The 12,553-nt window shown below is 39.1% G+C and carries 21 protein-coding genes and 1 tRNA gene; all 22 read left to right on the top strand.

Going from position 1 to position 12,553, the window contains the following annotated elements; genetic code table 11:
• Positions 1-169: 169 nt before the first annotated feature.
• Positions 170-703 carry a PadR family transcriptional regulator gene (locus HMPREF0381_RS11280; RefSeq protein WP_330370302.1) on the top strand — a complete coding sequence of 178 codons (534 nt, stop codon included), beginning with the start codon at positions 170-172 and terminating at the stop codon, positions 701-703.
• Between the two features lie 15 nt (positions 704-718).
• Positions 719-2,425, top strand: coding sequence for an ABC-ATPase domain-containing protein (locus tag HMPREF0381_RS11275; RefSeq protein WP_008752105.1), 1,707 nt, complete (start codon positions 719-721; stop codon positions 2,423-2,425).
• A 114-nt stretch (positions 2,426-2,539) separates the two neighbouring features.
• Positions 2,540-2,622, top strand: a tRNA-Leu gene (locus HMPREF0381_RS11270).
• 104 nt (positions 2,623-2,726) lie between these two features.
• Positions 2,727-3,902, top strand: a complete 1,176-nt coding sequence (locus tag HMPREF0381_RS11265) for an NAD(P)-dependent malic enzyme (protein ID WP_040461421.1) — start codon at positions 2,727-2,729, stop codon at positions 3,900-3,902.
• A gap of 2 nt (positions 3,903-3,904) precedes the next feature.
• Positions 3,905-4,447 carry a folate family ECF transporter S component gene (locus HMPREF0381_RS11260; RefSeq protein WP_008752103.1) on the top strand — a complete coding sequence of 181 codons (543 nt, stop codon included), beginning with the start codon at positions 3,905-3,907 and terminating at the stop codon, positions 4,445-4,447.
• Positions 4,448-4,706: 259 nt separating this feature from the next.
• Positions 4,707-5,024 carry a 30S ribosomal protein S10 gene (gene rpsJ / locus HMPREF0381_RS11255; protein WP_007593367.1) on the top strand — a complete coding sequence of 106 codons (318 nt, stop codon included), beginning with the start codon at positions 4,707-4,709 and terminating at the stop codon, positions 5,022-5,024.
• 74 nt (positions 5,025-5,098) lie between these two features.
• A complete protein-coding gene (gene rplC, locus HMPREF0381_RS11250; protein WP_008752101.1) occupies positions 5,099-5,776 on the top strand; it encodes a 50S ribosomal protein L3 in 678 nt (225 codons plus the stop codon).
• 22 nt (positions 5,777-5,798) lie between these two features.
• Complete coding sequence (gene rplD, locus HMPREF0381_RS11245; protein WP_008752100.1) at positions 5,799-6,419, top strand: 50S ribosomal protein L4; 621 nt, start codon at positions 5,799-5,801, stop codon at positions 6,417-6,419.
• Positions 6,419-6,718 (top strand): 50S ribosomal protein L23, encoded by a 300-nt coding sequence (gene rplW, locus HMPREF0381_RS11240; protein ID WP_008752099.1) that lies wholly within the window; start codon positions 6,419-6,421, stop codon positions 6,716-6,718. The genes rplD and rplW overlap by 1 nt, the downstream gene beginning before the upstream one ends.
• A 90-nt stretch (positions 6,719-6,808) precedes the next feature.
• Positions 6,809-7,654, top strand: coding sequence for a 50S ribosomal protein L2 (gene rplB / locus HMPREF0381_RS11235; RefSeq protein ID WP_008753874.1), 846 nt, complete (start codon positions 6,809-6,811; stop codon positions 7,652-7,654).
• A 17-nt stretch (positions 7,655-7,671) separates the two neighbouring features.
• The gene (gene rpsS / locus HMPREF0381_RS11230; RefSeq protein ID WP_008752097.1) at positions 7,672-7,950 is read left to right on the top strand and encodes a 30S ribosomal protein S19; all 279 of its coding nucleotides are present in this window, start codon (positions 7,672-7,674) and stop codon (positions 7,948-7,950) included.
• 26 nt (positions 7,951-7,976) lie between these two features.
• A complete protein-coding gene (rplV, locus tag HMPREF0381_RS11225) occupies positions 7,977-8,363 on the top strand; it encodes a 50S ribosomal protein L22 (RefSeq protein ID WP_008752096.1) in 387 nt (128 codons plus the stop codon).
• 14 nt (positions 8,364-8,377) lie between these two features.
• On the top strand, positions 8,378-9,034 hold the full coding sequence (gene rpsC / locus HMPREF0381_RS11220) for a 30S ribosomal protein S3 (RefSeq protein WP_008752095.1): 657 nt from the start codon (positions 8,378-8,380) through the stop codon (positions 9,032-9,034).
• 1 nt (position 9,035) lies between these two features.
• Positions 9,036-9,473, top strand: coding sequence for a 50S ribosomal protein L16 (rplP, locus tag HMPREF0381_RS11215; protein ID WP_008752094.1), 438 nt, complete (start codon positions 9,036-9,038; stop codon positions 9,471-9,473).
• Positions 9,463-9,669: a 50S ribosomal protein L29 gene (rpmC, locus tag HMPREF0381_RS11210; RefSeq protein ID WP_008753880.1), complete on the top strand. Its 207-nt coding sequence runs from the start codon at positions 9,463-9,465 to the stop codon at positions 9,667-9,669. The genes rplP and rpmC overlap by 11 nt, the downstream gene beginning before the upstream one ends.
• An 18-nt stretch (positions 9,670-9,687) precedes the next feature.
• Positions 9,688-9,942 carry a 30S ribosomal protein S17 gene (rpsQ, locus tag HMPREF0381_RS11205; RefSeq protein WP_007593341.1) on the top strand — a complete coding sequence of 85 codons (255 nt, stop codon included), beginning with the start codon at positions 9,688-9,690 and terminating at the stop codon, positions 9,940-9,942.
• A 23-nt stretch (positions 9,943-9,965) separates the two neighbouring features.
• Complete coding sequence (gene rplN, locus HMPREF0381_RS11200; protein WP_008752092.1) at positions 9,966-10,334, top strand: 50S ribosomal protein L14; 369 nt, start codon at positions 9,966-9,968, stop codon at positions 10,332-10,334.
• 11 nt (positions 10,335-10,345) lie between these two features.
• Positions 10,346-10,651, top strand: coding sequence for a 50S ribosomal protein L24 (gene rplX, locus HMPREF0381_RS11195; RefSeq protein ID WP_008752091.1), 306 nt, complete (start codon positions 10,346-10,348; stop codon positions 10,649-10,651).
• 17 nt (positions 10,652-10,668) lie between these two features.
• Positions 10,669-11,208 carry a 50S ribosomal protein L5 gene (gene rplE, locus HMPREF0381_RS11190; RefSeq protein ID WP_008752090.1) on the top strand — a complete coding sequence of 180 codons (540 nt, stop codon included), beginning with the start codon at positions 10,669-10,671 and terminating at the stop codon, positions 11,206-11,208.
• A gap of 17 nt (positions 11,209-11,225) precedes the next feature.
• Positions 11,226-11,411: a type Z 30S ribosomal protein S14 gene (locus HMPREF0381_RS11185; protein ID WP_008752089.1), complete on the top strand. Its 186-nt coding sequence runs from the start codon at positions 11,226-11,228 to the stop codon at positions 11,409-11,411.
• Positions 11,412-11,470: 59 nt separating this feature from the next.
• On the top strand, positions 11,471-11,872 hold the full coding sequence (gene rpsH / locus HMPREF0381_RS11180) for a 30S ribosomal protein S8 (RefSeq protein WP_008752088.1): 402 nt from the start codon (positions 11,471-11,473) through the stop codon (positions 11,870-11,872).
• Positions 11,873-12,001: 129 nt separating this feature from the next.
• On the top strand, positions 12,002-12,544 hold the full coding sequence (rplF, locus tag HMPREF0381_RS11175) for a 50S ribosomal protein L6 (RefSeq protein ID WP_008752087.1): 543 nt from the start codon (positions 12,002-12,004) through the stop codon (positions 12,542-12,544).
• Positions 12,545-12,553: the final 9 nt, after the last annotated feature.

The following is a 12,553-nucleotide window of genomic DNA, read 5'->3' as shown; positions in this document are numbered from 1 at the left end:
AACTTTTAAAAAGCTGTAACTTCTTAAATATAAATAAAATATTAGAGCTATTATGGATTTGGATTAGTGAAAAATTCATAATAGCTTTTTTAATAGGTGGAAGTGTTATATATTGACATATAAAAATATTCGTTGTATTATATTCAATGTTGAATATGGAGGTGGATTTGTGATACGTTTATTGGTGCTTTGGTTGCTGGATAACGAACCTATGTCAGGTTATGATATAAAGCAGATGTTACAAACAATGGATGCAAAAAGATGGGGAGGAGTGCTTATAGGTTCTATTTATTATGCTTTAAAAAAGCTTGAAAAGAACGGGTATATCTGTGTAACGGATATGGAACAGGCACAATACAGACCGAGAGTAACTTATAGTATTACTCAAAAAGGGAAAAAATATTTGAGAACATTAATTTATGATTCTTTGACGGAGTTTTCTCTTTCTTATCCGTCATCTTTATATGCCGGGATATCATTATGTGATAAGCTGACATCCGGTGAGGTTTATACTGCCTTGGAAAGTCAACTTAAAAGGCTTGATATTGAATATGAATCTGTTATGAAAGGCTGGAAAGAAAAGTGTGAAGCAATGAATAATGATGTTGCGCCTATGGTAAAGTTGGTTTTTGATAATATGTTTGCAATGATTAGGCAACAGCAGGATTTTATAAAAAAAGTATTAGAATGTTTGGAAACATGATATGGAGGTATACATTTGAAAAGTAGACAGGAACTGGAGCAGTTATTATTTTCAATAAACGGTCAGGGATATGGTGCATATAAATCTATAAAGGGAGAGTACAACTTCGGGAAATATATTCTTTCCATTGACCATGTACAAGTTGACCCGTATGCACCGCCGTCAAAAGTGCGGATTATTATGAACAGGAAAGTAACAGGTATCCCTGATGAACTACTTGATTCAAAAAGTAAAATTATTGCCGTTTCGGATTTTTTAACAAGGGAGTTTTATAAAAAAGCTGAAATTTACAGTCAGAAAATAAATGCTACAGGTGGTAGCGGTATGATTGTAATTGACAGATGCGGACAGGAGATGTTGGAGAGAACTTCCGTTTTGATTAAGGACAACAGAGTTGAGGTAAGATTTGAGATAGGGCTTCCGGCAGCCGGCAGACGCGTTTTAGGAAAAGAGGCTAATCGGATTTTTTCACAAACTCTTGAAAAAATTGTAGATGCGGCATTATTGTATGAAAATATTGATCATAATGAATTGAAAAATCAAATTTCTTTAATGATCGACCAAGAGTATATAAGGGAAGAATTAAAGCGAAGAAATTTGGTTGCATTTGTTGCCAACGGATCTGTTTTGCCGCGTGAGAGCGGTGTTTCAGATAAGCCTTTGCGTGACGGTATTCCTTTTTGCAGTCCAAAAAGTTTTGAAACAGATATGGATCTTCCAAGCGGAAAGCATATATCCGGGATGGGAATTGAAAAGGGCATTACATTGATTGTAGGCGGAGGCTATCATGGTAAGTCAACTCTACTGAAAGCACTTGAACGCGGAGTATATAATCATATTTCAGGTGACGGGCGTGAAATGGTGATTACATGTTTTGATGCGGTCAAGATTCGTGCAGAGGATGGAAGAAATGTCGAAAAAGTAAATATAAGTGCTTTTATAAATAATCTGCCGGGAAATAAGGATACACATTTATTTTCTACGGAAAATGCCAGCGGAAGCACATCACAGGCGGCAAATGTAATGGAAGCTTTAGAATCCGGAACTTCACTTATCTTGATTGATGAAGATACTTCCGCCACCAATTTTATGATATGTGACGGTCGTATGCAAAAGCTGATTGCAAGAGAAAAAGAGCCTATAACACCTTTTATTGATAAAGTAAAACCTTTATACAAAGATTTGGGAGTTTCCACCATACTAATAGTGGGAGGTTGCGGAGATTACTTTGATGTTGCCGACAGAGTTATAATGATGGATGAGTATATTCCAAAGGATGTCACCGAGAGAGCAAAGGAGATAGCGTCTACCGACGGATATAAAAGAGAATTTTTATCAGATAATGTTTTTGGCAAAGTAACACATCGTGTTCCTTTGAAAAAAGGATTCTCTTTGTCAGGTAAAGAAGATCGCCTGAAAGCCAAAGGCAAATACACTATTTTATATGGATGGAACAATATAGATATTTCAGGGCTGGAGCAGCTTGTTGATGAAAGTCAGACAAACTGTATCGCCGTTATGATCGGTTTTTTAAAGAATAAAGTGATTGATGAAAAGAAGACAATTGAACAGTCACTGGATCAGATGTACAGACATATTGAAAAATCAGGATTGGATTCTATATCACCATATACAGGTCATCCCGGTAATCTTGCGATGCCAAGAAAACAGGAAGTTTTTGCGGCTATCAGCAGATATAGAGGGTTGGTTGTAAAAGGATAAACACTAACTTATATTTATTCCAAATCATCTGACCAGTATAAAAATTCACCGTCAAACCTGTATAAAAACCGCTTGCAAATATCCTGCCGTTATGCTAATATTGTCAGGTAGTGAGCCGGTGTGGCGGAATGGCAGACGCGACAGACTCAAAATCTGTTATTCGAAAGGGTGTGCGAGTTCGAGTCTCGCCACCGGCATTTAGCTGTATGAGATTTCATACAGCCTTTTTGTGTGGAAAAGTATTTTCTTTTATGCTAGAATACATCAAAGAATTTTTGTAATTTTTTATAAAGGTGGTAATATGGACTATAGTAAAGAAGCATTAAAATTGCATGAAAAAAACGGCGGTAAAATCGCTGTTGCAAGTAAGATAAAGATAAATAACAGAGATGATTTGAGTACCGCATATACACCGGGAGTGGCAGCTCCTTGTAAAGAGATAGCAAGTGATCCTGAAAATGTGTGGAAGTATACAGCCAAGAAAAATCTGGTAGCGGTGGTATCGGACGGTACGGCGGTGCTGGGGCTTGGAGATATCGGAGCCAAGGCTGCAATGCCTGTAATGGAGGGTAAGGCGATACTGTTTAAGGAGTTCGGTGATGTGGATGCATTCCCTATATGCCTTGATACTAAGGATACGGAGGAAATCATAAAGACTGTAAAAAATATCGCACCATGCTTTGGAGGTATCAATTTGGAAGATATAGCCTCACCGAAATGCTTTGAAATAGAAGAGAGACTTGAAAAAGAACTTGAGATACCTGTATTTCATGACGATCAACATGGTATTGCAATAGTGGTTACGGCGGCACTTATCAATGCACTTAAACTTGTAGATAAGAAGATGGATGAGATAAAGGTGGTGCTTAACGGACCGGGCAGTGCAGGTACGGCTATTATAAAGATGCTTTTGGAATCGGGAGTAAAAAATATAACAGCCTGTGATGAATACGGCATTTTATACAAGGACAGGGCTGAGGGGATAAAGGATCATAAAAAATGGCTATGCACTGTAACAAACCTTAATGATATGAGAGGAAACCTTGCCGATACACTTGCAGGAGCGGATGTATTTATAGGAGTATCGGCAGCAAATATACTGACAAAGGATATGATAAAGACTATGGCAAAGGACCCGATAGTATTTGCTATGGCCAATCCGAATCCTGAGATATCCTATGATGAGGCTATAGAGGCGGGAGTGGCTGTAATGGGTACAGGCAGGAGTGACAGACCGAATCAGATAAATAATGTACTTGCATTCCCAGGGATATTCAGGGGAGCATTGGATGCACATGCAAGGGATATAAATTATACTATGAAAAAGGCTGCGGCCAAGGCTATCGCGGAGTATATAAAGCCTGAAGATTTGAATCCTGAAAATATAATACCTTCCGCACTTGATAAGAGTGTAGCCAAGGCGGTAGCGGATGCGGTAGCAAGAGCGGCCATAGAAAGTGGGAGTGTCAGGAAATAATTATGACAAGTATTAAAGATATTTTTTTATTCTCATATAGAGAACTTAAGAAGGTAAGGACTATCACAACTGTTGCTATGTTTGTGGCTTTATCAATTATACTGGGAGCTTTTACAGTTCCTATCGGAAATTTTTTGAAAATCGGTTTTTCCTCTTTGACTACTGTCAGTGTAGGGTATTTGTTCGGCCCTATTGTAGGTTCTATTTTTGGAGCTGTAACGGATGTTGTGAAGTATGCGATTAAGCCTACAGGTCCTTTTTTTCCGGGATTTACTTTAAATGCCGTTATTGCCGGCTTTGTTTATGGAAGTATATTATATAAGAAACAAGTGAGTATAAAGAGGATTTTTGCGGCAGAGTTCTTTGTAAGTCTGATTTGCAATATTTTTCTCGGTACACTTTGGCTGAATGTATTATATGGAAAGGCTTTTATTGCAATTTTGCCTATGAGAGCGTTGAAGAATATAATTCTTCTGCCTATAAACAGTTTTATGGCATTTGCTATACTCAAGTTTTTGGAGCAGTACAAACATAAAATAAAATAAAAAAAGTGCTTGCATTTACTTTTTATCTGTGCTATCCTAGAACAGCTGTGACATTGATAGCTAAGAAGCATAGGTTGCCGTTTATCGGGTTTTATGTGGAGCGAAGGTCATGTTGCAAAAACTGGCGACAAGTCACTGTACAAACAGCATCTCATATTGAGTAATTTCGTGCTTTTATTTTTATGACACGCACGGAAGAGTGTACAGTCACCGCTTGTCAATTTCTTTTATAAAGATTGAAAAGGAGGCGGCTTTTTTTATGGCAAATCAGGTAATGAGAATCACATTAAAAGCTTATGATCACCAATTGGTTGACAGCTGTGCTGCAAGAATTGTTGATACTGTAAAGAAGACAGGAGCAGCTGTTTCAGGACCTGTTCCACTACCGACAAAGAAGGAAGTGGTAACTATCCTTAGAGCTGTACATAAGTACAAAGACTCTCGTGAGCAGTTCGAGCAGAGAACTCACAAGAGACTGATTGATGTCATTGCACCGTCACAGAAGACTGTGGATGCACTTTCCAGATTGGAAATGCCGGCTGGTGTAAATATTGACATCAAAATGAAGAGTAGATAATCCGCTATAAGCGTTAATCCTGCTCTAGGATGAGCACTAAGTGCTCCGCTGTAGAATAAACCAGGAGGTATATAATGAAGAAGGCAATACTTGCTAGAAAAGTAGGTATGACACAGATTTTTGATGAGAACGGTGTGTTAATACCTGTAACAGTTCTTCTTGCCGGACCATGTGTTGTTACACAGGTTAAGACAGAGGAGAATGACGGATATAATTCTGTTCAGGTTGCATATGGACAGATCCGTACAAAATTGGTTAACAAGGCTAAGGCAGGTCATCTTGCTAAGGCAGGAATTGAGAAGACTGTAGTAGAAAAGGGCGATAAGAAGAGAGAAGTTTTCACAGCCGGAAGATTTATCAGAGAGTTTAAATTTGAAAATGCATCCGAGTATGCACCGAAGGCTGAAATCAAAGTTGACATATTTGCTGCAGGAGATAAGGTTGATGCAACAGCTGTATCAAAGGGAAAAGGTTTCCAGGGTGCTATAAAGCGTCATGGACAGTCAAGAGGACCTATGAGTCATGGTTCAAAGTTCCACCGTCATCAGGGTTCAAACGGTTCATCTTCAGATCCGAGCCATGTATTTAAGGGCAAAGGAATGCCGGGACATATGGGAGCTAAGAGAGTGACCACACAGAATCTTGAAATCGTAAGAGTTGATGCTGACAGGAATCTTATTCTTGTAAAAGGTTCAATGCCGGGTTCAAAGAAAGCTTTAATAACATTAAAAGAGACTGTTAAGAAAAAATAACTAACAGAAAGGAGGAACACAAATGGCTAATATATCAGTATTTAATATTGAAGGAAAAGAAGTAGGTAGTATAGAATTAAATGATGCTGTGTTCGGAGTTAATGTTAACGAGCATTTAGTTCATATGGCAGTTGTTGCACAGTTGGCAAACAAGCGTCAGGGAACACAAAAGGCAAAGACCCGTTCAGAAGTCAGTGGCGGCGGAAGAAAGCCTTGGAAGCAAAAGGGTACAGGACATGCACGTCAGGGTTCAACCAGATCACCACAGTGGAAGGGCGGCGGTGTTGTATTTGCACCTACTCCAAGAGATTACACAATCAATTTAAATAAAAAAGAGAAGAGGATTGCTCTTAAGAGTGCTCTTACAAGCAGAGTTCTTGAGAACAAGTTCATCGTAGTTGATGACTTTTCAATGGGCGAGATTAAGACAAAGAAGATGCAGCAGACTTTGAATAACTTAAATGTTAAAAAGGCACTTGTTGTATGTGCCGAGAATGAGAAGAACACTGTGCTTTCTGTAAGAAATATATATGGTGTTAAGGCTGCTTCACCTAAGACTATCAATGTATATGATATCTTAAAGTACAATACGGTAGTGGCTTCAAAGGACGCTGTTAAGACTATAGAGGAGGTATATGCATAATGGCAAATATTCAATACTATGATGTAATACTTAAGCCGGTTATTACAGAAAAAAGCATGCTCGGCATGACTGATAAAAAATATACTTTCCTTGTACATCCGGACTCAAACAAGACAATGATAAAAGAAGCTGTTGAGAAGATGTTTGACGGCGCTAAGGTTTCAAAAGTAAATACTATGAACCAGGATGGAAAGACAAGAAGAAGAGGAATGACTTCAGGTAAAACTGCAAAAGTTAAGAAGGCTATTGTATGGCTCACAGAGGACAGTAAGGATATTGAGTTATTCCAGGGATTATAAGCAACAAATGTTGCTTTTCTCAGATAATATCTGAGTAATACTATACGGCATCCTGCCGTGATAAAGTGCGCAGCACAAGAAGGAGAAAAAATGGGAATAAAGAAATACAGTCCATATACACCGTCAAGAAGAAATATGACCGGTTTGGACTTTGGTGTAATCACAAAAAGCACTCCTGAGAAGTCACTATTGGCACCGATAAAGAAGAACTCAGGAAGAAACAATCAAGGTAAAATAACAGTAAGACATCGTGGCGGCGGTGCAAAGAGAAAATACAGAATTATTGACTTTAAGAGAAATTCTAAAGACGGAATTCCTGCAAAGGTAGTTGCAATAGAGTATGATCCGAACAGAACAGCCAATATTGCACTTATATCATATGTTGACGGTACAAAGGCTTATATACTTGCTCCTGAAGGACTTCAGGTTGGAACAACAATCGTAAGCGGTTCAGGTGCGGAGGCAAGAATAGGTAACTGTTTACCGCTTGCAGAGATTCCTGTAGGTGCACAGATTCATAATATTGAGCTTTATCCGGGCAAGGGCGGACAGCTTGTTCGTTCGGCAGGTAATGTTGCACAGCTTATGGCTAAAGAGGGAAAGTATGCAACTCTTCGTCTTCCGTCAGGTGAGATGAGAATGGTACCTATCATTTGCAGAGCTACAATCGGTGTAGTAGGAAACGGTGAGCATTCACTTGTTAAGCTTGGTAAGGCGGGAAGAAAACGTCATATGGGTATCAGACCTACAGTTCGTGGTTCCGTTATGAACCCTAATGACCATCCACATGGTGGTGGTGAAGGTAAAACCGGAATCGGTCGTCCGGGTCCGTCTACTCCTTGGGGCAAGCCGGCTCTTGGTCTTAAGACCAGAAACAAGAAGAAACAGTCTAATAAGTTAATTATAAGAAGAAGAGATGGTAAGGCCACTAACTAATAAAGGAGGAAAGATAAATGTCACGTTCACTTAAAAAAGGACCATTTGCAGATGCAAGTTTATTAAAGAAAGTTGACGCAATGAACAAGGCCGGAGACAAGAGTGTCATCAAGACATGGTCACGCCGTTCTACAATCTTCCCACAGATGGTAGGCCATACTATTGCTGTTCATGACGGAAGAAAGCATGTTCCGGTATATATTACCGAGGATATGGTAGGACATAAGCTTGGTGAGTTTGTTGCTACAAGAACTTACAGAGGACATAAAGCTGACGATAAGAAAGCTTCAAGATAAGAGAGGGTTGAAAGGAGGTTTTTTAAATGGCAAAGGGACACAGATCCAAAATTAAAAGAGAAAGAAATGCAGTTAAGGACACCAGACCATCAGCTAAGCTCTCATATGCCAGAGTACCTGTGCAAAAAGCATGCTTTGTGCTTGATGCAATCAGAGGTAAGAATGTTGATGAGGCTTTGGGTATTCTTATGTACAGCCCAAGATATGCGTCAAGTGTTATCAAAAAGTTGGTAGAGTCGGCAGTTGCTAACGCTGAGAATAACAACAATTTAGATCCGTCTTATTTATATATTGCAGAGTGTTATGCAAGTGACGGTCCTATAATGAAGAGAATTAAACCGAGAGCACAAGGTAGAGCTTATCGTATTGAGAAGAGAATGAGCCATATCACAGTGATCTTAGATGAAAGATAGGAGGAGACGCGAAAATGGGACAGAAAGTTAATCCACATGGACTTAGAGTCGGTGTTATAAAAGACTGGAGCTCCAGATGGTACGCTGATAAGGATTTTGCTGATTGTTTAGTGGAAGACTACAATATCAGAAAGTTCTTAAAGAAGAAGCTTTATTCAGCAAGCGTATCAGATATTGAAATTGAGCGTGCTTCAGACAGAGTCAGAATAATACTTCATACTGCCAGACCGGGTGTTGTTATCGGTAAGCAGGGTGTTGAAGTTGAAAAGTTAAAGAAGGAAGTATCAAAGTTTACAGATAAGAAGGTATTCATTGATATCAAAGAAATCAAGAGACCTGACAGAGATGCACAGCTTGTAGCTGAAAACATCGCTGCACAACTTGAGAACCGTATTTCATTCCGTAGAGCAATGAAGTCAACAATGTCAAGAAGTATGAAGGCGGGAGTACTCGGTATCAAGGCAAGCTGTTCAGGACGTCTTGGCGGTGCGGATATGGCTCGTACAGAGTTTTATTCAGAAGGAACTATTCCTCTTCAGACATTGAGAGCCGATATTCAGTATGGTTTTGCAGAGGCAAATACAACATACGGTAAAGTCGGAGTTAAGGTTTGGATATATACCGGTGAGGTGCTTCCTCAAAGAAAAACACAGGAAGGGAGCGTAAAATAATATGTTAATGCCTAAGAGAGTAAAGCGTAGAAAACAGTTTAGAGGTTCTATGGCAGGAAAGGCCCTAAGAGGCAATAAGATCACTTATGGTGAGTATGGTTTAGTATCCCTTGATCCTTGTTGGATAAAGTCAAACCAGATAGAGGCTGCCAGAGTTGCTATGACTCGTTATATCAAGCGTGGCGGTAAAGTTTGGATAAAGATTTTCCCTGATAAGCCTGTTACAGCAAAACCGGCTGAAACAAGAATGGGTTCAGGAAAAGGTGCTACAGAGTATTGGGTAGCTGTTGTTAAGCCGGGACGTATTTTATTTGAAATTGCTGGAGTATCTGAAGAGATTGCCAGAGAGGCTCTTCGTCTTGCAATGCATAAGTTGCCTTGCAGATGTAAGATAGTTTCAAAGGCTGATTTGGAAGGCGGTGAAACAAGTGAAAACTAAGAATTATGTAAACGAATTGAAATCAAAAAGCTTAGAACAGTTAAATGAAGAATTGGTTTTGGCAAAGAAGGAACTTTTCAACCTTAGATTCCAAAATGCAACCAGCCAGTTGGATAACACTTCAAGAATTAAGGAAGTTCGTAGAAACATTGCCAGAATTCAGACAGTTATCACTGAGAATGCAAAGTTGGCATAAAGATAAAGGAGATAAACCGTGGAGAGAAATCTTAGAAAAACCCGTATCGGCAAGGTTGTCAGCGATAAGATGGATAAGACAATCACTGTTGCAATCGAAGACCATGTAAAGCATCCACTTTATGGCAAGATTGTAAAAAAGACTGTTAAGTTCAAAGCACATGATGAGAAAAATGAATGTAACATTGGCGATACTGTAAAAATTATGGAGACAAGACCTCTTTCAAAGGATAAGAGATGGAGACTTGTACAGATAATTGAGAAGGCAAAATAATTAGGTAGGAAGGAGTATCCGGCATGATTCAGCAGGAAACAAGATTGAAGGTAGCCGATAACACCGGAGCAAAGGAATTGCTTACAATTCGTGTTATGGGCGGTTCAACTAGAAGATATGCTCATATCGGCGATATAATCGTCGCTACCGTTAAAGATGCAACACCGGGAGGCGTTGTAAAGAAAGGTGATGTTGTTAAGGCTGTTGTTGTAAGATCAGTCAATAGCACACGCCGTAAAGACGGTTCATACATCAAATTCGATGAAAACGCAGCAGTTATAATCAAGGATGACAAGACTCCAAGAGGTACTCGTATCTTTGGACCGGTCGCAAGAGAACTTCGTGAGAAGCAGTTTATGAAGATTGTATCTCTCGCACCTGAAGTATTATAAGGAGGTCTAGCGTGCATAAAATCAAAAGAGATGATATGGTGAAGATCATATCCGGTAAAGATAAAGGCAAGACAGGTAAAGTATTAAAGGTTGATACTAAGAAGAACAGAGTAATAGTTGAAGGCTGTAATATGATCACAAAGCATACAAAACCAAGTATGGCTAACCAGAACGGCGGGATCATAAATATAGAGGGAACTATTGATATATCAAATGTAATGTTGGTTGTTGACGGTCAGGCTACAAGAGTCGGCTTTGAAGTAAAAGACGGCAAGAAGGTTCGTGTAGCTAAGAAGACCGGTAAGGCTATTGACTGATTGGAAAGGAGGAAAACATGGCAAGATTAAGGGAAATGTATGAGAACGAAATCGTCAAGAAGATGACTGAGAAGTTTGGATATAAGAATCCTATGCAGGTACCGAAGCTTGATAAGATAGTTATCAATATGGCTGTCGGTGAGGCAAAAGATAATGCAAAAGTATTAGATGCCGCAGTAAGAGATCTTGAAATTATCTCCGGACAAAAGGCGGTAGTTACTAAAGCAAAGAAATCAGTTGCCAACTTTAAACTTAGAGAGGGTATGCCTATAGGTTGTAAGGTAACTCTTCGCGGTTCAAAGATGTATGAGTTTGCCGACAGACTTATAAATCTTGCACTTCCAAGAGTGCGTGACTTTAGAGGTGTAAATCCTAATGCATTTGACGGCAGAGGAAATTATGCTCTTGGAGTTAAGGAACAGCTTATCTTCCCTGAGATAGAGTATGATAAGATTGACAAGGTTCGCGGTATGGATGTTATTTTCGTTACTACTGCAAACACAGATGAAGAAGCTAGAGAACTTTTGACATTATTCAATATGCCATTTTTCAAATAATTTAGGAGGAAGATTTCATGGCAAAAACTTCAATGAAGATTAAGCAGGCCAGACCGGCAAAATTCTCTACAAGAGAATACAGCAGATGCAGAATCTGCGGTCGTCCACATGCTTATCTTAAAAAGTATGGTATCTGTAGAATTTGCTTCCGTGAGTTGGCTTATAAAGGTCAAATTCCGGGGGTTAAGAAAGCAAGCTGGTAGGCATTGAGCAAAGAAGTTATAATCAGATACATTTAAAATAAACAGGAGGAAAAAATTCCATGACAATGAGCGATCCGATTGCAGATATGCTTACAAGAATAAGAAATGCAAATACTGCAAAACATGACTCAGTTGATATTCCTTCCTCAAAGATGAAAATAGCAATAGCTAACATACTTGTAGAAGAAGGTTATGTAGAGAAATACGAACTTGTTGACAATGGTAACTTCAAGGATATCAGAATATTCCTTAAGTATACAGCTAACAAGAGCGAGAGAATAATCAGTGGATTGAAAAGAATTTCAAAGCCGGGTCTGCGTATATATGCAAGCAGAGAAGAGCTTCCAAAGGTGCTTGGCGGTCTCGGTACAGCCATTATTTCAACAAATAACGGTGTTATTACAGACAAGGCGGCCAGAAAGCTTAATGTAGGCGGAGAAGTATTGGCTTTTGTTTGGTGATTTTATAATCATCCATACAATATATTATATTACTGTTCTAACGGTCGGTCATAATTTATGACTGTTTGTTAGATATAAAACCTGAAAACATGAGCAAAAGCTCACGATAAATTTAAGGAGGAAGACGGCATGTCACGAATTGGAAGAATGCCTATCGCAATTCCGGCAGGAGTAACTGTAACAATTGCAGAAAATAATCATGTGACTGTAAAAGGTCCTAAGGGTACACTTGAGAGAGCATTACCACTGGAAATGACTATTAAGCAGGAAGGTGATGAAGTTGTAGTAACCAGACCTAATGATTTAAAGAAAAATAAAGCATTACATGGTCTTACAAGAACTCTTATACATAACATGGTAGTAGGTGTAACCGAAGGCTATGAGAAGGTACTTGAAGTAAACGGTGTCGGTTATAGAGCGGCAAAACAGGGAAATAAACTTGTTCTCTCACTTGGATATTCACATCCGGTAGAGATGGTAGATCCTGAGGGAGTTACATCAGTTTTAGACGGACAGAATATTATAAAGATTCAGGGTATCGACAAGGAAAAAGTCGGACAGTATGCTGCTGAAATAAGAGACAAAAGAAAGCCTGAGCCATATAAGGGCAAGGGTATCAAATACTCTACTGAAGTTATCAGACGTAAAGTCGGTAAGACCGGTAAGAAATAATAGGAGGGT

It is taken from the genome of Lachnoanaerobaculum saburreum DSM 3986 (genome assembly GCF_000185385.1).
In the GTDB taxonomy this organism is placed as follows: Bacteria; Bacillota; Clostridia; order Lachnospirales; family Lachnospiraceae; genus Lachnoanaerobaculum; species Lachnoanaerobaculum saburreum.
Note: the sequence above shows the minus strand (reverse complement) of the source record. Positions and strands in the feature narration are given on the sequence as shown.

Excerpts from the sequence above, each read along its gene's own strand:
- rpsC (WP_008752095.1), top strand. The coding sequence starts at position 8,378 with ATGGGACAGAAAGTTAATCCACATGGACTTAGAGTCGGTGTTATAAAA.
- rpsH (WP_008752088.1), top strand. The coding sequence starts at position 11,471 with ATGACAATGAGCGATCCGATTGCAGATATGCTTACAAGAATAAGAAAT.
- rplP (WP_008752094.1), top strand. The coding sequence starts at position 9,036 with ATGTTAATGCCTAAGAGAGTAAAGCGTAGAAAACAGTTTAGAGGTTCT.
- rplD (WP_008752100.1), top strand. The coding sequence starts at position 5,799 with ATGGCTAATATATCAGTATTTAATATTGAAGGAAAAGAAGTAGGTAGT.
- rplV (WP_008752096.1), top strand. The coding sequence starts at position 7,977 with ATGGCAAAGGGACACAGATCCAAAATTAAAAGAGAAAGAAATGCAGTT.
- rplB (WP_008753874.1), top strand. The coding sequence starts at position 6,809 with ATGGGAATAAAGAAATACAGTCCATATACACCGTCAAGAAGAAATATG.
- rplN (WP_008752092.1), top strand. The coding sequence starts at position 9,966 with ATGATTCAGCAGGAAACAAGATTGAAGGTAGCCGATAACACCGGAGCA.
- rplE (WP_008752090.1), top strand. The coding sequence starts at position 10,669 with ATGGCAAGATTAAGGGAAATGTATGAGAACGAAATCGTCAAGAAGATG.
- rpsS (WP_008752097.1), top strand. The coding sequence starts at position 7,672 with ATGTCACGTTCACTTAAAAAAGGACCATTTGCAGATGCAAGTTTATTA.
- rplF (WP_008752087.1), top strand. The coding sequence starts at position 12,002 with ATGTCACGAATTGGAAGAATGCCTATCGCAATTCCGGCAGGAGTAACT.
- rplC (WP_008752101.1), top strand. The coding sequence starts at position 5,099 with ATGAAGAAGGCAATACTTGCTAGAAAAGTAGGTATGACACAGATTTTT.
- HMPREF0381_RS11265 (WP_040461421.1), top strand. The coding sequence starts at position 2,727 with ATGGACTATAGTAAAGAAGCATTAAAATTGCATGAAAAAAACGGCGGT.
- rpsJ (WP_007593367.1), top strand. The coding sequence starts at position 4,707 with ATGGCAAATCAGGTAATGAGAATCACATTAAAAGCTTATGATCACCAA.
- HMPREF0381_RS11185 (WP_008752089.1), top strand. The coding sequence starts at position 11,226 with ATGGCAAAAACTTCAATGAAGATTAAGCAGGCCAGACCGGCAAAATTC.
- rplW (WP_008752099.1), top strand. The coding sequence starts at position 6,419 with ATGGCAAATATTCAATACTATGATGTAATACTTAAGCCGGTTATTACA.
- HMPREF0381_RS11260 (WP_008752103.1), top strand. The coding sequence starts at position 3,905 with ATGACAAGTATTAAAGATATTTTTTTATTCTCATATAGAGAACTTAAG.